This window comes from Streptomyces griseosporeus (assembly GCF_014656055.1).
GTDB lineage: Bacteria > Actinomycetota > Actinomycetes > Streptomycetales > Streptomycetaceae > Streptomyces > Streptomyces griseosporeus.
Genome location: NZ_BNBR01000003.1, coordinates 724,574 through 743,740 on the forward strand (window position 1 = coordinate 724,574; position 19,167 = coordinate 743,740).

At 73.3% G+C, this 19,167-nt stretch carries 16 protein-coding genes; 5 read left to right on the forward strand and 11 right to left on the reverse strand.

Translation table 11 applies throughout. From position 1 onward, the window contains the following. Positions 1-145 precede the first annotated feature (145 nt). Positions 146-1,915: an AfsR/SARP family transcriptional regulator gene (locus IE308_RS17955; RefSeq protein WP_229908917.1), complete on the forward strand. Its 1,770-nt coding sequence runs from the start codon at positions 146-148 to the stop codon at positions 1,913-1,915. Positions 1,916-2,006: 91 nt separating this feature from the next. Here the strand turns inward: IE308_RS17955 and IE308_RS17960 are convergent, their stop codons facing one another. Together IE308_RS17960 and IE308_RS17965 are read right to left on the reverse strand one after the other, a co-directional pair. Further along, positions 2,007-2,957, reverse strand: coding sequence for a 4'-phosphopantetheinyl transferase family protein (locus IE308_RS17960; protein ID WP_190218690.1), 951 nt, complete (start codon positions 2,955-2,957; stop codon positions 2,007-2,009). A 50-nt stretch (positions 2,958-3,007) separates the two neighbouring features. Then, complete coding sequence (locus IE308_RS17965) at positions 3,008-3,952, reverse strand: TauD/TfdA family dioxygenase (protein ID WP_190218691.1); 945 nt, start codon at positions 3,950-3,952, stop codon at positions 3,008-3,010. Positions 3,953-4,218: 266 nt separating this feature from the next. On the opposite strand from IE308_RS17965, the gene IE308_RS17970 reads away from it, so the two are divergent. Next, a complete protein-coding gene (locus tag IE308_RS17970; protein ID WP_110630146.1) occupies positions 4,219-4,764 on the forward strand; it encodes a flavin reductase family protein in 546 nt (181 codons plus the stop codon). 109 nt (positions 4,765-4,873) lie between these two features. On the opposite strand, the gene IE308_RS17975 is transcribed toward IE308_RS17970, so the two are convergent. Both IE308_RS17975 and IE308_RS17980 read right to left on the reverse strand, forming a co-directional pair. Beyond that, entirely contained in the window at positions 4,874-5,899 is a 1,026-nt protein-coding gene (locus IE308_RS17975) for a LuxR C-terminal-related transcriptional regulator (RefSeq protein ID WP_229908918.1), read from the reverse strand. 253 nt (positions 5,900-6,152) lie between these two features. After that, complete coding sequence (locus tag IE308_RS17980) at positions 6,153-6,356, reverse strand: hypothetical protein (RefSeq protein WP_110630142.1); 204 nt, start codon at positions 6,354-6,356, stop codon at positions 6,153-6,155. 435 nt (positions 6,357-6,791) lie between these two features. Here IE308_RS17980 and IE308_RS17985 point away from each other — a divergent pair, with 435 nt between their 5' ends. After that, positions 6,792-7,010 carry an MbtH family protein gene (locus IE308_RS17985; RefSeq protein WP_275429374.1) on the forward strand — a complete coding sequence of 73 codons (219 nt, stop codon included), beginning with the start codon at positions 6,792-6,794 and terminating at the stop codon, positions 7,008-7,010. 104 nt (positions 7,011-7,114) lie between these two features. Here IE308_RS17985 and IE308_RS17990 read toward each other — a convergent pair whose 3' ends face one another. The 7 genes from IE308_RS17990 to IE308_RS18020 all read right to left on the reverse strand — a co-directional run bounded on the left by IE308_RS17990 (position 7,115) and on the right by IE308_RS18020 (position 17,094). Next, positions 7,115-7,414 carry an acyl carrier protein gene (locus IE308_RS17990; protein ID WP_110630138.1) on the reverse strand — a complete coding sequence of 100 codons (300 nt, stop codon included), beginning with the start codon at positions 7,412-7,414 and terminating at the stop codon, positions 7,115-7,117. A gap of 160 nt (positions 7,415-7,574) precedes the next feature. After that, complete coding sequence (locus IE308_RS17995) at positions 7,575-9,260, reverse strand: acyl-CoA dehydrogenase family protein (protein ID WP_190218692.1); 1,686 nt, start codon at positions 9,258-9,260, stop codon at positions 7,575-7,577. Next, complete coding sequence (locus IE308_RS18000; protein WP_190218693.1) at positions 9,257-11,122, reverse strand: acyl-CoA dehydrogenase family protein; 1,866 nt, start codon at positions 11,120-11,122, stop codon at positions 9,257-9,259. The genes IE308_RS17995 and IE308_RS18000 overlap by 4 nt, the downstream gene beginning before the upstream one ends. Further along, on the reverse strand, positions 11,119-12,897 hold the full coding sequence (locus tag IE308_RS18005) for a fatty acyl-AMP ligase (protein WP_190218694.1): 1,779 nt from the start codon (positions 12,895-12,897) through the stop codon (positions 11,119-11,121). The genes IE308_RS18000 and IE308_RS18005 overlap by 4 nt, the downstream gene beginning before the upstream one ends. A 63-nt stretch (positions 12,898-12,960) precedes the next feature. Beyond that, on the reverse strand, positions 12,961-13,668 hold the full coding sequence (locus IE308_RS18010; RefSeq protein ID WP_229908919.1) for a thioesterase II family protein: 708 nt from the start codon (positions 13,666-13,668) through the stop codon (positions 12,961-12,963). A 259-nt stretch (positions 13,669-13,927) separates the two neighbouring features. Then, entirely contained in the window at positions 13,928-16,318 is a 2,391-nt protein-coding gene (locus tag IE308_RS18015; RefSeq protein WP_190218696.1) for an ABC transporter permease, read from the reverse strand. A 5-nt stretch (positions 16,319-16,323) separates the two neighbouring features. Continuing rightward, entirely contained in the window at positions 16,324-17,094 is a 771-nt protein-coding gene (locus tag IE308_RS18020; protein ID WP_110630128.1) for an ABC transporter ATP-binding protein, read from the reverse strand. Between the two features lie 146 nt (positions 17,095-17,240). On the opposite strand from IE308_RS18020, the gene IE308_RS18025 reads away from it, so the two are divergent. Together IE308_RS18025 and IE308_RS18030 are read left to right on the forward strand one after the other, a co-directional pair. Beyond that, positions 17,241-18,458: a sensor histidine kinase gene (locus tag IE308_RS18025; RefSeq protein ID WP_229908920.1), complete on the forward strand. Its 1,218-nt coding sequence runs from the start codon at positions 17,241-17,243 to the stop codon at positions 18,456-18,458. Then, a complete protein-coding gene (locus IE308_RS18030; protein ID WP_110630126.1) occupies positions 18,443-19,090 on the forward strand; it encodes a response regulator in 648 nt (215 codons plus the stop codon). The genes IE308_RS18025 and IE308_RS18030 overlap by 16 nt, the downstream gene beginning before the upstream one ends. Positions 19,091-19,167: the final 77 nt, after the last annotated feature.

A 19,167-nucleotide genomic window follows, 5' to 3' on the forward strand; every position in this document is an offset into this window, starting at 1 on the left:
AGGACACGGCGCCGTGCTCGCAAGGTCCTGCCACCGCAGCCTCCTGACAGGTCCCGGACCCCCCAACCGGGCTTGTGCGCTCACAGACTGGGCAACGCAAAGCAGCCAACCAGGGGGTGTCATGGAGTTCCGGATTCTCGGTCCTGTGGAAGCCCGCAGAGACGGCGAACCCGTCGTTCTGTCGGGGACCAAGGTCAAGACGGTGCTTGCGGCTCTGCTGCTCGCCAGGGGACGGGTCGTCTCCGACGCGCAGCTCAGCCAGTTGCTGTGGGGGTGGAACCCGCCGGCCACGGTCAGCGCGCAGATCTACACCTACATCTCGCGGCTGCGCATGAGGCTCGGCGACGGCGTGCGGATCGAGCGCCGGCTGCCGGGCTACGCACTGGACACCGGCAACGCCCTGGTGGACGTCCGGGAGTTCGAGCGGCTCAGCGGGCTCGGCACCGAGGCGCAGGAGACGGGTGACGTGGAGCGGGCAGGCGCGCTGCTGCGCGACGCCCTGGACCTGTGGCGCGGCACCGCGCTGTCGAACGTCACCGAGTTCCTGGCCGACGCCGAGCTGCCCCGGCTGGAGGAAGCCCGCGCGGTGACGCTGGAGAACCGGATCGAGGCCGATCTGGAGCTGGGCCGGCACCGTCAGGTGGTGCCCGAACTGACCGCCCTGGTCGCCGAGTTCCCGGTCCGGGAGCGGATGCGGGCGCATCTGATGAAGGCGCTCTACCAGTGCGGACGGCAGGCCGACGCGCTCACCGCGTACCACGAGGGGCGCCGGGTGCTCGCGGACGAACTCGGCGTGGACCCGGGCGCCGAGCTGACCTCCGTCTACCAGGCCGTCCTCACCGGCGACCCCCTGGTGGCACCGCCTGCCCGCCGCGCGGCGGCGCGGACCGCTCCGCCCGCCCTGCTGCCCGCGGACATACCGGACTTCACCGGCCGGCACGCCGAGCTGGCCGAACTGCGCCGGCTGCTTCCGCCGGCCGAGGACCGGTCCTGGCACACCCGGCGCTTCCTGGTGACGGGCATGCCGGGGATCGGCAAGACCGCCCTCGCCGTACGGGCGGCCAACGAGTGCATCGACGCCTTCCCCGATGGCCAGTTGTACGTGAGTCTCAGGCACCCGGACGGCTCGCCCGTCGATCCGCGGGACCTGCTGGTGGGGATGCTGCGCTCCCTCGGGGAACCGGTGGGCGCTGGGGAGTCGAACCTCGACGAGCTGGTCAGGCTGTACCGGACGCGGACCGCGGGGCGGCGGCTGCTCATCCTGCTGGACAACGCGGTCAGCGAGCTGCAGCTGTCCCCGCTGCTGCCCGGGGCGCCCGAGCCGGGCGTGCTGATCACCAGCCAGACGCTGCTCGGGCCGATCGGCGGGCTGCACACCCTCGTGCTGTCGCCGCTCAGCACCAAGGAGGGCTTCCAGATGCTGTCGGCGGCCGTGGACCCGGCGCGGATCGCCGCGGAGCCGCAGTCCGCGATGGACATCGCCCAGTACTGCGCGGGCCTGCCGCTGGCCGTACGGATCGTGGCGACGCGGCTCGCGGCCCGGCCGAGTTCCTCGCTGCGGCGGTTCGCGGACCGCCTCGCCGATCCGCACGGCCGGCTGGGGGAGCTGCAGGCGCGCGGACTGTCCGTGCCCCGCAGCCTGTCGGCCGCGATCGACCGTCTCGGCCGGGAGCAGCGCCGGCTGCTCCTGCTGCTGCCGCGGCTGGACCGGGAGGTCTTCTCCGTACGGTCGGCGGCCCGGTCGCTCGGTCTCGCGGCGACGCCGCTCGAGGCGGGACTGGAGGCCCTCGTCGACCAGGGGCTGCTCAGCTTCTCGGACGAACCGGGCGAGCCGGTGTACCGGCTCAACAGTCTGGTACGGCTGTTCGCCGGGACGAGCGGCTACGCGCGGGAGGTCCAGCGGTCCGCCGCCTGAGGACCGCACGCGCGAGGCCGTCACCCGCCGGCGGGGAGCGGGTGACGGCCTCGGGCGGGGCGAGGACGCCCCTCGGCGGCGGACAGCGTGGTCACCGCCGCGGCGGTTCTCCCTCCGGGACGGACACCTGGAACGGCGGTACGCCGCCCGGCACGGGCGCCTGGAGCGGCGGTTCGCCGTCCGGAAGGGGCAACCGGCGCGACGGAACACCGTCCGGAAGGGGCAACCGGTGCGACGGAAGACCGTCCGGGACGGGTCCTTGGAGCGGTGCCTCGCCGTCCCGGACCGGGACGACCGCCGTGCCGGGGCCGGCCGGGTCGATCAGGAGGACAGGGCCGCGGAGTTCGGGTTCCGTGGCCAGGGCGCCGTACCGGCCGGGGCCGAGCGGCAGGTCGCGCACCAGCCACAGCTGCGGCCCGCGCGGCTCGGCATGGCGTACCAGGACGGGTGCCGGTTCGTGGGGACGTACCTCCACGGCCCGCAGGTCCGCCACGACGCCCACACCGCTCGCCTTGACCACCGCTTCCTTGCGGGTCCAGGCCCGGTAGTACGCGGCCGTGCGCGCGGCCTCGTCCGGCAGCCCCCTCAGATGGCGCAGCTCGGACGGTGACATGACGGCGGCCGAGGTGGTCCACAGGTCCGCCGCCGGGCGGGCGTTCTCCAGATCCACCCCCACCGGCCGCTCCGCGGTGACCGCGAGCAGCCAGTGCGCCCCGGAGTGGGAGAGGTTGAAGTCGAGCCCCGTCCTGGGGAACTCCAGCCGGGGCCTGCCGTGCGCCGGGTCGGGGCAGCGCGGGCAGGGCCATCGGCCCACCCGCAGCTCCCCCGGGTCGGCGTCGAGATAGCCGGCGAGGATGCGCCGTACCTCCGCGTGCACCCGGGCGTAGCGCGTGCCGACGGGTGCGGGGCGGCGGGCGGCGGTCTCCCGTTCGCCGGGTGAGAGGACGGCGAGGGCCGCGGGGTCGAAGGAGTCGGGGACCCTGCCCTGCCAGACGTGGACGGCATCGGTCTGGCGCAGGGTCCGGTACGTCGCTCCGTGCATGAACAGGCTCCTCGCGAGGGGGGTGTGGGGGCCGTACTGCGGTGAGGCCGTCAGTTCGACATGGCGACGCAGATGCGGCGCGTCCCGGTGAAGGGGCGGCGGCCGTGGGCGAGGGACACGTTGTCGAGGAGCATCAGATCGCCCTGGTTCCAGGGGATGTCGACCGCGGTGGCGAAGCCCCGGCGGCAGATCTCGCCCACGACGTGGTCGGGGATCGCGGATCCGTCGGCGAACGTGACGTTCCAGGGCAGCTGGTCCTCCGGCAGGATCCGCGACAGCGCGTCCCGGGTTCCGCACCCGGCCGGATGCCAGCGGTGGATCTGGTTGAACCAGACCTCGGCGCCGGTGACCGGGTGTCTGACGGTGGCGGGACAGGTGCGCGAGACCTGGATCCCGCCGTCCGCCATCCACACCCAGGCGTCGCCGGTGCCGTCGAGGAACAGCTCGACCTGCTCGCGCCGGTCGGTGCCGAAGGCGCTCTGCCAGCTCTCGCCGACGCGGGATCCGTCGTGGAGGTAGCGGACGTAGCGCACCCCCGGGGTGAGGCGTTCGCGCAGTACGGGGTCGAGCGCGGTGAGCCAGGCCTCGCCGTCCACCAGCATGCTGGCGCCGCCGGTGAGCGGGGCGGCGTCGCAGTACACGGCGAGCCGCGTGGGCCAGGCATGGGCGGCACTCATCTTGTGATACGGCCACACCGTGGTCTCGGGCCGGTCCTCGGTGACCCGGCAGATGCCGCCGAGGACCCCGTCGGCCGACCGCGGGCCCTGCCGGCACCGGGTGGGGAGCAGCAGGTCGAGCACGTCGGCGAGGCTGTCGGGGGTCACGTCGAACCCGCGGAAGACCAGGGCCTTCTCCTCGGCGAGCAGGTCCGTCAGCTCCTGCGGTCCCAGCTCGGCCAGTCGTTGGACGAGTTCCTCGGGTCCGCCGATGCCCTCCGGGTCGATCTCCAGCGGCGTCCAGGGCTCCACGATCACCACACGGCCTTTCTCCGACATCGCAACAGGAAGGCCGGTGGGGGACAGGACAGTGCGCCGGCGGCCTACGACACGTGGTTCATCAAAGGGCGGCGGCCTACGGTATTCCTATGCCGCGCGTCCTACGAATCGTCCGCCGGCCGTCCTGGCCGAGATCGGACGGCGACGCTCGCGCAGCAGCACCGGCCAGGGCCGTGTAGACCTCGTGTAGGGGACGCGGAGACGGTGATCGTCCGGCGTGCGCCCCGCGGCGCGTCGACCGTTGCCCCCTGCCCTGTGAGGTTCGCGTGAACACAACCGCCACCGCCCTCCGCTTCGACGGGAGCCGCTTCCGTGACGTGCTCGGCCGATTCTGTACGGGGGTGACGATCATCTCCGCCGTGCACGAGGGCGCCCCGGCCGGCTTCGCGTGCCAGTCCTTCACGTCACTGTCCCTGGATCCGCCGCTGGTGTCGTTCGCGGTGTCCGGGACGTCGGCGAGCGGAGCCCGGATCGAGCGGGCGGGCGTCTTCTGCGCGACGGTGCTCGGCGCCGACCAGGCCGATGTGTGCCGCAGGTTCGGCCGTTCCGGAGGGGACAAGTTCGCCGGGGTGGCCTGGAGTCCGGCCGAGGTGACCGGGTCGCCGCGGCTGGCCGGCGGTATCGCGTGGGTGGACTGCCGGATCGAGAAGGTGTTCCCGGCTGGCGACCACCGGATCGTGGTGGGCCGGGTCATGGACCTGAGCGCGCCCGAGGGCACCGAGGACGCCGGTCCGCTCCTGTACTACCGAGGCGGGTTCCTCGGTCCCCAGTCCGGTCCGCGTGCCGTGACCGGTCCGGTGGCGGCCGCCTGAACCGTACGGCGGTCCCGCCGCCCGACGGCCCGGATCGTGCCGTCGCCCGACGGCCCGGCGTGTGCCGGCGCTCATGCCCTCGCGTGACGGGCCTGGCGTGTGCCGTCGTTCAGCAGCCGGCCAGGCGGCTGCCGGCGGGAGGCGTGCCCCCCGGTGTCGTCGTGGTCCTGGACGGATCCAGGTCGAGCAGCTCGGTCACGCCGCCCTCGTCGTCCGGGCTCTCGCCGATCCAGCCGAGGCGGGCCGCCCGCAGACCGGCCTGGAAGCGGCTCCTGGCGCCGAGCCTCGCCATCAGCTCCGCGGTGATCCGGCGGCCCGTGCGCACCGAGACCCCGAGCTTGCGTGCCACGCCCTCGTCGGTGAGGCCCTCGCTGAGCAGCCGCAGTACGGCGCTCTCCTGACTGGTCAGGCCGTTGTCGTCGGTACTCGTGCGCTGTCTTCGGCCGGTGGCGACCGGGGCGGCGCGCTCCCACACCATGCGGAACAGCTCGGACAGCGCGGCGAGTATCCCGCGGCCCCGGAACAGCAGCGCCCCCTCGGCGCTGTTGTCCGGGTCCATCGGCACGACGGCCGCCTCGTCATCGAAGATGATCATGCGGGCCGGCAGCGAGGCCACGGTCCGGACATCGTTGCCCAACCCGACCAGCCAGCGGGCGTGTTCGACGGTCGCGGGGTCGTTGTAGATGCTGTCCAGGTAGACGGTGCGCATGGTCACACCACGGTCGCGCAGTGCCTCGGTGAGCGGGCGGCTCGCCTCGCGGTTGTCCGGGGTCTGGTGCCCGCCGGGGGCGAAGGCCACCAGGCTGCGTTCGCAGCCGGCGCTCAGTTCCTTTATGCGATCGCGAATCCGGTCGATGCCGTGGAGCTGCTCCACCTCATTCCGCTCGCTGCGGCTGCGCAGCGCCGCGAACTCCTCCGCGAGCCGGGCCACTTCGACCCGCGTATCGGCTATCTCGCGCTGCCGGGCGAGCAGATCCGACTCCTGGCGTGCCAGCAGGGGCTGGAGAGCGACGTCGGGACTGATCGCGTGCAGCCGGCCGGGGGTCTCCCACGAGGGCCGGATCAGACCGAGGCGCACGCACTCGTCGAGCGCTCCCCGTACCAATTCCACCGGGCGGCCGATCAATTCGGCCAATTCCTCGACCGACCCGCCCGAACTCAGTAATGACGCTCTGTAGACCTCAGTTGCCACCGCACTCAACCCTATGGGCTCAAGCACGTGTCCCCCACCCCGTCGTCGAACGAAAGTCCTGGTCCAAGCCTGTCGCGACGTGGGCAGAGTAACACGCATCTGTAGAACGGGCGTTCTCCTCGACGCGGGCGTCGGAGCCGGGGCGAGCGAATCCCTCAGGGCCGGCGGAAGATCGTTTTAGCGGGTCCGCCGGGTTTCACTGCCAGCCCGGCTCGCCCGGCAGCGGCGTCTGCCAGCCCGGGTCCTCGAGCGGCCCGGTGACGATCTGGCCGACCTCCGGCAGCGGTGTCTGCCAGCCCGGCTCGTCGGCGAAGGCCGTGCCCACCGTCGCGGGCCCGAGCACGAGCGCGATCACGGCGACGGTGATGACGGAGACCTTCTGGAATGCTGCGGACTTCATCGATGAACTCCAAATTCTTCCGGACGTGGATCGCCGAACACTTTCCGTTTGCTGTCGGCGCCCTCACCCACGCTCGGAGCGGCGCCTTTGCACGAGAAGATTCTTGCCTTCGGGATCCGCGTTTCTCCAGCAAGCGGCGTGACAGCCTGCTGCGATGGCAGAGAACTGACAGCGTTTGCCGTCACCGGCCGAGGAGCCGTTCACCGTGGTCGCCGCGCCTGCCAGCGGAATCCGGAACCGCCGTGGTCGGATCGCCGGCCCCGGCCGCACGGGGAAGCGGTTCTGTTCCCACTGCTCCCCTTTGTGCGTGGCAGGTTACGGCCATCGCGATCACCCAGGTCGTTTCCGGAGGAATGGATTCCTGTAGGAATGCCGTAGAGCCGCGCCCCACTCTCGTGCCGACCGCAGTTCCGCACGCACTTGTGAGGTGGCATCGTGGCCAATCCGTTCGAGAACGACGAGGCGTCGTACTTCGTGCTCGTCAACGACGAGGGCCAGCATTCGCTGTGGCCGGCGTTCGCCGAGGTCCCGGCGGGCTGGCGGACGGTGCACGGTGAGGACACCCGTGCCGCCTGCCTCGCCTACGTGGAGGAGAACTGGACCGACATGCGTCCGCTCAGCCTGGTGCGCGCGATGGCCGCCGACGCGGCGTGAGCCGTCCGCGCGAAGGGGGCCGCGGTGGGATCACCACCGCGGCCCCCTTCCTCTGTGGCCGGGCCCCCGGGCCGGGGGAGGTACCCGGGGGCCCGGCCGGTCCGTCAGGCGGCCTGCGGCCGCTCGTCCGCCCCGGCGGCGGCCGCCAGTTCGGACGCCAGGTGCTCCGCGAGCCGGGCGATGGTCGGGTGGTCCCATATCGCGCCGGGATCGACGGCCGTGCCGAGCCGCTCCTCCACGTCGGCGGCGAAGGCCACGACCGCGATGGAGTCGAGCCCGTACTCGCCGAGGTCGCGGTGCGGGTCGACGGCCTCGGACAGGTCCGGCAGGTACTCCGCGAGACGCTCGACGAGCCAGCCCTCGAGCTGCGCGGGGACGGTGGGGTCGAAGGCGAACGTGGTCATGTTCCGGGTCTCCTCTGGATCTGCGGTAGGGCGGACGCTCGGCGTGAGCGACGGGACGTGCGCGGGGAGAGCGGGCCGACGGGCCCGCCCACCCCGCCTGCGCACGACGTCGGTGAGGGGGACGGAGGGTCGGGCGGACGGGCGCGGCCGGGCAGCCGCCTCACGCGTACGGACGGGCGCTGAGCCCGAAGGACAGGCCGCGGTCGTACCGGTCCCCCAGCTCCTCCAGCAGCGCGTCCTCGATCTCGGGCGGCAGCTGCGCGCCGGACGGCCGCTCGACGGCCGACAGACGGGTGAGCGCGGCCACGAGCCACTCCGGGCGCGCCAGGAAGTCACCGGAGGCCGCGGTGCGGTGGACGCCCAGGCAGGCGGCGGCCGCGAGGGCCACGGTGTAGCGGGCCGCGAGCCGGCGCACCGGCACCTCGGCGTCGATCGCCAGCTGCGGCGGCCGCAGGGCGGTGCCGGTCTCGGTGAGCGCCGCGAAGGCGCGTACGTGGTCCTCGGCGAGCGGGCGTACGGCCGACGGCAGCTCCTCGTCGAGCACGGTGGGCAGCGAGGCCGCGAGCGGGTCCCGGCCGCCGGCGACCGACCGCAGTCCGGGCAGGTCCAGTGCGGGCAGGTCGGCCTCCGCGGCGAACAGGGCGTCGGGTGCGGGGGCCGGGTCGCGCCGGGAGCGGCCGAGCAGGCCGGGCAGCTGGGGAAGCAGCGCGGACAGGCAGGCCGCGCGGGCGATGTGGGCGAAGGCGACCGGCCGGATGTCACGGGCGAGCTTCTGGAACACGGCGTGCTCGCCGTCGCGCCGGTAGAACTCCGAGCCCATCACCGTGGACAGCCGCTCGACCGCGTCCGTGAGCAGGCCCGCGACCAGGTACTTCACCGTCGGAGCGTGCACACTGCCGGCCTGCGGGCACACCTGGAGGGCACGGGTCGCCGCCCGGCAGAGCGCCTCGCAGACCAGCAGGTCGGCGAACGCCTCGGCCAGGGTCGTGCGCACGATGGGGAGGGCCGCCGCCGGCCGGCCGTAGAGCACGCGCCCCCGCGTGTGGTGCAGCGTGACGCGCAGGGCCGTGTCGAGCACGGCGGTGCTCATCGCCGGGAACGCGATCCGGGTCACCTGGAAGGCGCGGACCACCGTGTCCACGCCCGTGCCCTCGGCACCGAGCAGCGCGCTGCCGGGCACTTCGAGGCCGTCCGCCGCCATGCCGCCGAGCCGCAGGCCGCGCATGCCGACGGAGCGGAACCGGGGCAGGACGCGCACCCGCGCCGGGTCGAGCAGGTCGGCGCCGAAGAAGAGCAGGGAGTGCGAGCGGGGCCCGTTCGACTCGTTCGTGCGGGCCAGGACGACCAGGGCGTCGGCGCGGTCGAAGTTGGAGATGGACTCCTTGCGGCCGTGCAGGCGCAGAGCGCCGTCGTCGGCGCGCCGTGCCGCGAAGGAGCTGGCGGAGATGTCGTTGCCGTGCGCCAGCTCGTGGACGGCGCAGGTGATCCTGCGGTTGTCGAGCAGCAGGCCGGCCGCCTCGCGGCGCTGCTCGGGCGATCCGGCGGTCCAGACGTGGACGGTGGGCAGGAGCTGCCCGCCGCGGCCCAGGCCGAGGGCCGGGTCGCGCCGGTACACCGAGCGCATCAGCTCGACCATGTCGTCGACGCGTTCGAGCCGGCCGCCGAGCGCCCGGGGCACGAACTCGGCGTGCAGGCCGAAGTCGTCCAGGGCGGCCTCGGCGGCCGCGGCCGTCTCCTCGCGTTCGTCGGCGGCGACGGCGGCGGCGAAGCCGGCCGGGTTGCCGGCGTCCCAGGGGTCGCCGAGAAGTTTCTCCAGATGGTCCGTGCGGGACCATATGCCGGTCATGCTGCCTCCACGTCGCGTGCGGACCCGGGGCCGCCGGCGGACGGCTCGTCGGGCAGGACCACCGGGGCGTCCGTCTCGGTCGCGTCGAGCAGCGTCACGGGGACGTCCGGCGCGGCCGTCAGGAGGGCGCCCAGCTCGCCGTACACCCGCGGGGCGTCCGCCGGTTCGGCGCCCAGGCCTTCGAGGACGACGGCCAGGCAGCCGCGCAGCCACAGCGCGTCCCTCCTCCACGGCCCGTCGCGCAGCTCCGGGCGGGCCCGGTGCAGCGCGAGGGCGGCGGTGCCCGCGAAGCACCACTCGTAGCGCTCGGCGAGCCGCATCGCGGCGGTGCTCGGCGCGCCGCCGGTGGGGCGCAGGGCAGCGGTGTCGCGGCCCAGCTGTTCGCAGGCCGCGAGCAGGGCGCGGGCCATGGCCGTGACGGCCGGCTCCTCGACCTCCTCCTCCGCGGCCAGTTCGGCCACCAGGCCGGGCAGGGCGCCGAGCAGGGCGTCGCGCGGGGTCATCAGGCGGAGGCGGTCCGCGTCGAGCGGGTCGAGCGGGTGGTCCGCGCGCAGCCACCGCGCCGGGGACCCGGCACCGGCGGGGTCCGGCCGGCGGCCGGGGCGCAGCACGGGCAGGACGGCGGCGAGGCCGGCCCGGTTGACCCACGTGCTGCCGTCGAAGAGCGGGACGACCTGATGGTCGCGCTCCAGCTTGGCGAAGGCTCCGTATCCCTCGACCTCGGTGAGGAACCCGCGGGCGCCCAAGAGGTCCCCGACCAGCCGGAGCTGCCCCTGGATCAGGCCCGGCACGAACGCCTTGGCCACCGCGGACACGACGCTCAGCTGCTCGGGGATCTGGTGGGCCGCCCGCGCGGCGGTGTGTGCGACGGTCTCGGCGAGGAACTGCCGGGCCACGGCACGGCCCGCGACGTCCCGTGCGTGCGGCAGGTCGGCCAGGAAGCGCCCGTACAGGCGTCGTTCGCCGAGGAAGCGGCGCAGGAGCGCGAGCGCGTGGTCGCCGGCGCCCAGGGACAGCGACACGCACACGATGCGGGTCAGCTGCAGTGATTTGAGCACCAGTTCGAGGCCGCCGCCGACCGTGCCGACCAGGGCGTGTGCGGGCACCCTGGCGTCGTCGAACTCCAGGCCGCTGATGTCGGCGCCCCGGATGCCGTGCGTGGGCATCTTGGGCAGGGGGCGCACCGTCCCGGCCGGGGTGGCGCGCCTGTCGATCAGGAAGAGGCTGAACCCGCGTGCCCCGCCGCTCGGTTCGGTGCGGGCGAGGACGCACATCAGGTTGCCCCTGGTGGCGTTGTTCACCGGCCACTTGCGGCCGCTCAGGCGCCAGCCCGAGCCGTGCCGGGTGGCGGTGAGGGAACCGGCGAGCAGGTCGCTGCCGCCGCCGGGCTCGGTCAGACCCCAGGCCACGGGCTCCCCCGCGAGGACGTGCCGGGCCAGCAGGTGGGCGGGGCCGTCGTCGCCGGCCGCCCAGACGCAGACCCCGCCGAGGAAGGTCTTGCCGTGCGCCACGGCCACCGTCAGATCGCGGGCGGCGATCCGGCGCAGCACGGCGACGAACTCGTCGAGCCGCTCCTGGCGTCCGCCGTAGCGCGTCGGGACGTAGAACTCCGGGAGTCCCCAGGCGTCGAGCGCGGCGCACGCCTCGGCCGGAAAGGCCTCCTTCTCGTCGTGCGCGGCAAGCAGCCCGGGGTCGAAGGGGCCTCCGCCGCACGACCATTCCCGCAGGCGGGCGTCGAGGGCGGCGACGGTCGGGGGTGCGGTGGGTCCGGTGGTGACCGTGGGCGGCGCGGCGGTGGTCGGGTGGGCGTCCGCGGTGCCGGGCTCGGGTGTCGGGTCCGGTGCTCTCCAGGGCGTCGTCATCCGCGTTCTCCCGCCGGTATCGCGACGGGGCGGTCGGCCGTCGTGTAGCCGTCGGCCCACAGCGGCTCCAGCTCGCCGTTGGCGTACAGGGTGCGCATGGTGCCGCGCTGGATCTTGCCGCTGGTGGTGCGGCGTACGGCACCGCGGCGCATCAGGAGCACGGCGTCGGCGCGCAGGCCGAACTCGCGGGCCACGGTGGCGCGCACGCCCGCCGCGAGGCGGGCCAGCTCCTCGTCCTGGGCGCGGCGGCGGACCTCGTGGATGACCACGAGCCGGCCGTCGGTGTCGCCGGCGCCGGAGGCGACCGCGACGACGGAGCCGACCGTGTCACGCAACTCCTCGTGCTGCCGGCGCAGTTCGTGCTCGATGTCGTGCGGGTAGATGTTCCGGCCGCGGACGATCATCATCTCCTTGATGCGGCCGGTGACGTAGATCTCGCCCTCCAGCAGGGCGCCGAGGTCGCCGGTGCGCAGCCAGCCCCCTGCGTCACCGGGATCGCCGGACACCCGGTTGCCGAACGTGGCCTCGGTGGCGGCGGGGTTGCGCCAGTACCCGTCGACGACGAGTTCACCGCGCAGCCAGATCTCGCCCACCGAGCCCTCCGGCAGGGCCTCGCCGGTGGCCGGGTCGACGATACGGGCCTGAAGGTGCCGCGGCTCGCCGCAGCTGACGAGGGTCCGTCCCGCGCCGCCGTCCGCCTGCTCGATCCGGCCCGCCTCCAGTGCGTCGGGGTCGACGGTGAGGACGCGCGGGACGCGGCCCGACGTGGTCGAGATCATCAGGGTGGTCTCGGCCATGCCGTAGCAGGGCGTGAGCTGTTCGGGGCGGATGCCGGCGGGCGCGAACCGCTCCGCGAACTCCGCCAGGACGCTCGCCTTGACCGGTTCCGAGCCGCTGATGGTCTGCGTCCAGCGGGAGAGGTCGAGGTCGCCGATGGAGTCCTCGGGCACCCGGGTCAGGCACAGCTCGTACGCGAAGTTGGGTGCGGCGGACAGGCCGATGTCGAAGCGGTCGACGAGTTCGAGCCAGGCGCGCGGGCGGCGCAGGAAGGCCGCCGGGGTCATCAGGGCGATGCCACGGCCCGCGAGCAGCGGGGTCAGGATGTGCCCCATCAGGCCCATGTCGTGGTAGTTGGGGATCCAGCCGCCGTAGCGCTGGCCCTCGCGCACCGGTAGATACGTGTCAATGGCGTGCGCGTTGAGCAGCAGGTTGCGCTGGGTGACCTGGGCGCCCTTGGGGTCGCTGGTGGAGCCCGAGGTGTACTGGAGCAGCGCCAGGTCGTGGGGGTGCGCGGCGTGCGGGGTGAACGGCTCGGTGAGCGGCTCCGGGTCGACGTCGGGGATCAGCACGGGGACGTCGAGGTCCTCCGCCCCGGCCCAGGTGAGCACGTCGTCCAGTTCGTCGGGCCCGGTGAGCACCACGCCGATCCCGGCGTCCCGCGCGATGCCGCTCACCCGGCGCCGGTCCTGCTTGTAGCGGCCGGGCATCGACGACGGGACCGGTACGAGACCCGCGTAGAAGCAGCCGAGGAGGGCGACGACGAACTCGGCGGAGTTCGGCAGCAGGAGCAGCGCGCGGTCGCCGGGGCGGCAGCCGCGCAGCAGGTCGGCGGCGCAGCCGCGGGCGGCGCGGTCGAGCTGCTCGTAGGTCACCCACTGGGTGGTGGAGGGGTCGGAGGGGTCGGGCACGATCGCGACGGCGCGGTAGTCGCCGCGTGTGCGCGCGTGCTCGGTGAAGATCTCGACGACGTTCGAGGCGCCGGTCAGGTCAGCCATGCTGCGCGAACTCCTGTGGTCGTGGGGTCTGTGCGACGCGATCGGCGCCGTGACGTGCGGGGTTCAGGAACGGCGGCCCGGCAGCCAGGGGGTGAGCTGGTCGAGCACCGGCTGCTCGTCGTCGAGGTAGAAGTGGCCGCCGGGCAGGACGCGGGTGCCGAAGGCGCCGCCCGCGCAGGCCCGCCACCGGGTGAGCTGCTCGGGTGAGACGTCCGGGTCCTCGCTGCCGCCGAGGACGAGCAGGGGGGCGCGCACCGGGACCGGCGGGGTGCGGAGGTAGCCGGCCACGACGCCGAAGTCGGCGCGGATGGAGGGCAGGACGAGTTCGAGCAGCTCGGGGGAGTCGAGCAGGTCGGTGAAGCCGTCGTTGAGGCGGCGCAGTTCCTCGATCAGGCCCTCGTCGTCCAGGGCGTGCCGGTCGTGGTTCTCGCGCTCGTGGGGGGCGCGGGACCCGGAGACGGCGAGCAGGTCGACGACCTGCCCGTGGCGGCGTTCGAGTTCGAGGGTGACTTCGTACGCGACGACGGCGCCCATGCTGTGGCCGAACAGGGCGAGGGGCTCGCCGAGGAAGGGCTCCAGGGAGTCGGCGATCGGGCCGATCAGGTCGTCCATGGAGTGGGGGGCGGGCTCGCCGAGCCGGTCCTGCCGGCCGGGGTACTGCACGCCGTGCACCTCGACGTCGGCGGGCAGGCCCGCGGGCCAGGCGCGGTACGCCTGCGCGGTGCCGCCGGCGTGCGGGGCGCACACGAGCCGGCACCGGGGCCTCGCCACACGGCGGAACGTCTTGAGCCACCGTGACTGCGTGTGCAGGTCCTCAACGGTCACTTTCTTCCCCTCCCATCGCGCTTGCGCCGACCAGCACATCCAGCGGTGCTATCCGGGCTCTATAACCGGGGGCCGGGAAGGGCGGGGAGGGGGTGGGGCGGCGGGCGCGGCCGGGCACGCGAAAGGCGGCGGCCCCGGGGGTTCCCGGGGCCGCCGCCTGCGTGTACGTCCTCCTTCCGGCCTTTCGCCTCTCGCCCCCTGCGCCTTACGCCGTCTGCCGCTTGAGCGTCTTGGCCGTGACGGCGACCCCGGCGAGGACCGCCGCCGCCAGCGTGCCGAGGACGGCGGTGACGATGGTGCCGGTGTTCAGGTGCAGGCTCACGTCCGAGGAGGTGGCCTCGGACAGGCCCGCCGCCATGCCGGCCAGCGGGGGCAGCGTGACCAGCACACCGAGGGCGGCGCCGATGACGACGACCAGGGTGGTCTCGCCGACCGAGGTGAACAGCAGCTGGCGGACGGTGCCGCCGGCCGACTTCATCACCCCGAAGTCGCGGCGCCGGCCGTGGGCCGCCATGGCCATGCTGTTGGCGACGGCGATCACGCTGTAGCCGACGGCGATGACGATCAGCATCATGGCGAGGGAGTCGGTGAGCTTGGCGTCGGTGTTGTAGTCGGCCAGGGCGAACTGGGCGGCGTCGTGCAGGGCCACTCCGGGGACCGCGGCCGAGGCCTTGAGGCCGGCGGGGACGAAGATGTCGTCGGTGAGCGCGGCCGGGTCGTGGGCGCGGACCAGGTCGCGGGCGACCACGAAGTCACCACGGGCCGGGTCGTCGGGCAGCACCTTGGCGACGGTGAGCGTGACGGTCGCGCCGTCCGCGAACCGGACCGGGACGTCCTGGCCCTGCTTCAGGCCCAGTTCACCGGCGGTCTTCTCGCCGAGGACGGCCTGTCCCTGCTTGTTCCACTTCGGGTCGCGGCTGCCGAGGACGTCCAGGACGGTGGCCGTACCGCCGCTCGCCTTCTTCGGCTCGACGAACGCGCGGGTCGGCAGGGCGGCCTTGCCGACCGGGTTGGCGGCGACGACCTCGTCGGTGTTGCCGGGGGTGCCGTCCGGCGTGACGATCGTCTGGCCCGCGACCTTCAGTGCCTCACCGGCCGGGTAGGCGACCCGCATCGTCTCGACCATGCCGCTGAGCAGCACCGCGAAGCCGACGGCGGCGATCACCGGGGCCACCAGGGAGGCGGCGCGGCGCGGGTTGGCGACCAGTTCGGCCCGGACCAGGACCGGGGCGGCCTTTCCGCCGCGCTGGAAGGGGGCGGTCAGGATCCGTCCGACGGGTCCGACGAACACGGGGGCCAGCAGGGCCGCCGCGACGATCAGCGTCATGGTGGCGAAGATCGCCATGTTGATGCGGTTGTCGGCGGTGCTGGTGGCGGTGCCGACGGCGAGCACGACGCCGAGACCGAGGACGGACAGGCCGGCGATCCAGCGGCCGCGCCCCATGCCCTGGTTGGCGGAGCGGCTGTCGAGCAGCGCCTCGATCGGGGCGACCTTGGCGGCCTTGCGGCCCGCGGCCCAGGCGCCGATCACGCTGACGCCGATACCGATCACGGAGGCCACGAGCAGCGGCCAGGCGGCGACGTCGATCCGCATGCCGGGCGGGGTGACGTCCAGGCCCTTGAGGATCGACAGCAGCAGCGGCGAGGCGGCCACACCGGCCACGCAGCCCACGATCGAGCCGGCCAGGCCGACCACGGCGGCCTCACCGAGGATCATGCGGCGGACCTGCTTGGGCGAGGCGCCGATGGTGCGCAGGAGGCCGATCTCGCGGCGGCGCATCCCGGTCGACAGGACCAGCATCGAGGCCACCACGAACACGGTGGTGAACAGGCCCAGGATGGCCATGGCGCTGATCAGCTGGACGCCGAGGAAGCGCTTGTGCTCGATGTACTCGGGCTGCAGCTCGGCCCGTCCGTCGCCGGAGACGACGCTGCCGTGCTCGCCGACGACCTTCTTCGCCGCGCTGACGATCGCACCGGTGTCGGCGCCCTTGTCGGGGATCAGGGCGATGGTGGAGACACCGGGCTGCTGGTGGGCGGCGAACTGCTCGCTGAAGTAGTAGCCGGGGCCGTCCACGGTGCCGACGACCTTGAACTGCTGGCGTCCCTGCGTGACGTTGACGGTCAGTTCGCTGCCGACGGCCGCGCCGAGGGCGCGGTCGACCACGACCTCGCCCGCCGCGGCCGGGGCCCGGCCGGAGACCAGCTTGTACGGTGCCATCCGGGCGCTGGAGAAGCCGTGCCCGGACTCCAGGGCGCCCTCGTCGGTGACGGGCTTGCCGTTCCTGATCGCCTGGGCGTAGAAGGAGCGGTCCACGACCGCGCCGGCGACGCCGGGGACCTTCTCCAGGCCGGAGACCAGCGGCTTCGCCTCGGTCTCGCTCCAGGGCATCCGGTCCTCGGGGCTGCCGCCGACGTCGACGGCCTGCGGCGGCAGGGCGAGGGCCGCGGTGCCCTGGTAGCGGGGCTGGACCTTGGCCTTGGCGGAGTCGTAGATGACCAGGGTGGTGGTGATCAGGGCCACGCCGACCAGGACGGCGACGAAGGCGCCGAGGAAACCGGACCAGCGTTCACGGACGTTCGCGAGGATCAGCATGTCGGTCAGGCCTCCAGCCGGGCCATGTGGGTGGCGATCGCCGCGGCGTTGTTGACACCGGCCTGGCGGTCGAGCGAGATACGGTCGGCGATGCGGCCGTCCTTGAGGAAGACGACGACGTCGGCGTGGGCCGCGGCCACCGGGTCGTGAGTGACCATCAGGGTGGTCTGGCCCTCCTGGTCCACCAGCATCCGCATCATCCGCAGCACCTCGCGGGAGGTGACGGTGTCCAGGGCGCCGGTCGGCTCGTCCGCGAAGAGGACGTCGGGGCGGGTGACGAGGGCGCGGGCGAGGGCGACGCGCTGCTGCTGACCGCCGGACAGCTCACTGGGACGGTGTCCGGCGCGCTCGGCGAGTCCGACGGAGGCGAGCGCCTGGTCGACCTGCTCGCGGCTGACCTTGCGGCCGGCGAACCGGGAGGGCAGCTCCACGTTCTGCGCGGCCGTCAGGGACTCGACCAGGTTGAAGGCCTGGAACACGAATCCGACGTGCTTGCGGCGCAGTTCGGTGCGCTCCTTCTCGTTCTGCCGGCCGATGTCCGTGCCCGCGAGGATGATCTTGCCCTCGGAGGGCTGTTCGAGGCCGGCCGCGCACTGCAGCAGGGTCGACTTGCCGGAACCGGAGGGGCCCATGATCGCGGTGAAGGTGCCGCGGGGGAAGCTGAGGGAGACGCCGTCCAGAGCGGTCACCTGGCGTCCGCCGGTGCCGTGCACCTTGCGGAGGCCGTGGAGTTCGACCGCGTTCTGTGTGGGGGTGATGTGGCTCGTCGTCGTCATGCATCGATTTCACCGTGCGGGGGGTGGCCCGGGCACTGACCCGCTCTCTACTCCTGAGGTAGAGCCAGCTCTACTTCCGGACCGCGAGAGCGGTGCCTGCCGTGATCGCGGGGATCCCGTAGAGGTCCGCTGGGTACGTTGGGCGCATGCAACCCACAACGGCCTGGCAGGCCATGGCTCAGCGTCCCCTGAGCTTTCTGACCTCCAGCTGGCCCTGGCGGTCCCTCGCGTATCTGAGCGGCGGCGTCCTGGTCGGTGCCGCGGCGGTCCTCGTCTTCGCGGTCGGCCTGGCCGCGGGCCTGGCCCTGCTCGTCGTACTGATCGGGGTGGCGCCGCTGGTCGGCCTGGTGCTCGCCTCCACCGTGGTGGCCACGGTGGAGCGCCGGCGGCTGTCCCTGGTGGACCTCGACCGGCTGACCGACCCGCACCGCAGCCCGGACGCCCCGGGCCTGCGCGGCTGGGTGGCCACCCGGCTGAAGGAGCAGGCCACTTGGCGGGAGCTGGTGTTCACGCTGCTGTCCGCGGCGGCCCTGTGGTGGCTCGACCTCCTGGTGCTGGGCTTCTCCTTCGGGGTGCCGGCCACGCTGATCGCCTCGACGTCCAAGGAGACCTGGCCGTGGACGGTGTTCGCCGTGATCGTGCTGCTCACCTCGCCCTACACGGTGACCTCGTGGGCGGGCGCCCGCGCCGTGATGGCCCGTACGTTCCTCGCCCCGCGGGACAGGGAGCTGGGCGAGGAGCTGCGCGAGGTGCGCGCCTCGCAGTCGCGTCTGCTGGACTCCTTCGACGCCGAGCGGGTGCGGATCGAGCGCGACCTGCACGACGGGGCCCAGCAGCATCTCGTGTCGCTGGGCATGACCCTGGCCCTGATGCGCCTGGACGTCGAGGAGGGCTCCACGCAGGACGAGTTGCTCACCCAGGCCGAGAACCAGCTGTCGACCGCGCACCAGGAGTTGCGTGCCCTGATCCGGGGCCTCAACCCGCCGGTCCTCGCCGACCACGGACTCGTCGCGGCCATCGAGGACTACGCGGGCCGCTTCCCGATCCCGGTGACCGTGGACCTGAAGCTGCCCCAGCGGCTGCCCAGAAAGCTCGAGACGACGATGTACTACCTGATCAACGAGGCCATGACGAACATCGCCAAGCACAGCGGCGCCACGACCGCGCACGTCCACGGCCGGTACCATTCCGACCTGTTCATCCTCGACATCAAGGACGACGGCCGGGGCGGGCTCGACCCCGCGGGCAGCGGCGTGACCGGGCTCGCGGACCGGGTCGCCGCGCTCGACGGCCGGATGCGGGTGTCGAGCCCGGTCGGTGGTCCCACCCTGGTGCACGTGGAGGTCCCGTGTCGCTTCGCCTGATCGTGGCCGAGGACGCCGTGCTGCTGCGCGAAGGCCTGGTCGGACTGCTGGAACGGGTCGGCCATGAGGTGGTGGCGGCCGTCGGCGACGCCGACGCCCTGGTCGAGGCGGTCCGCGCGGACCGGCCCGACCTGATCGTCACGGACGTCCGGATGCCGCCCTCGCTCGGCGACGACGGACTGCGCGCGTCGGTCGAGCTGCGCACGGAGTTCCCCGGGCTGCCCGTGCTGGTGCTCAGCCAGTACGTGGAGCGGTCCTACGCGCTGCGCCTGCTGGACTCGGGCGGCGGCGCCGGGGTGGGCTACCTGCTCAAGGAACGGGTGGGCAAGGTCGCGGACTTCACCTCCGCGATCGAACGGGTCGCCGCCGGCGGGACCGTGGTGGACCCGGAGGTCATCCAGCAGCTGGTGCAGCTGCGCCAGGACCCGCTGGAGCGGCTCAGCGCCCGTGAGCGCGAGGTGCTCGCGCTGATCGCGGAGGGCCGCACCAACGCGAGCCTGGCCAAGCACCTGTTCATCAGCGAGGCGGCGGTGAACAAGCACATCGGCAACATCTTCAACAAGCTGGACCTCCCCGTGGACACGGAGGGGCATCGCCGGGTGCTCGCGGTGCTGGCGTATCTGCGGGCGTGACGGCCCGCGGCCGGCAAGCGTCCGGCCCGTGAAGCGGCAGACCCCGCCCACCCCCGGTGAGGGGTGGGCGGGGTCGC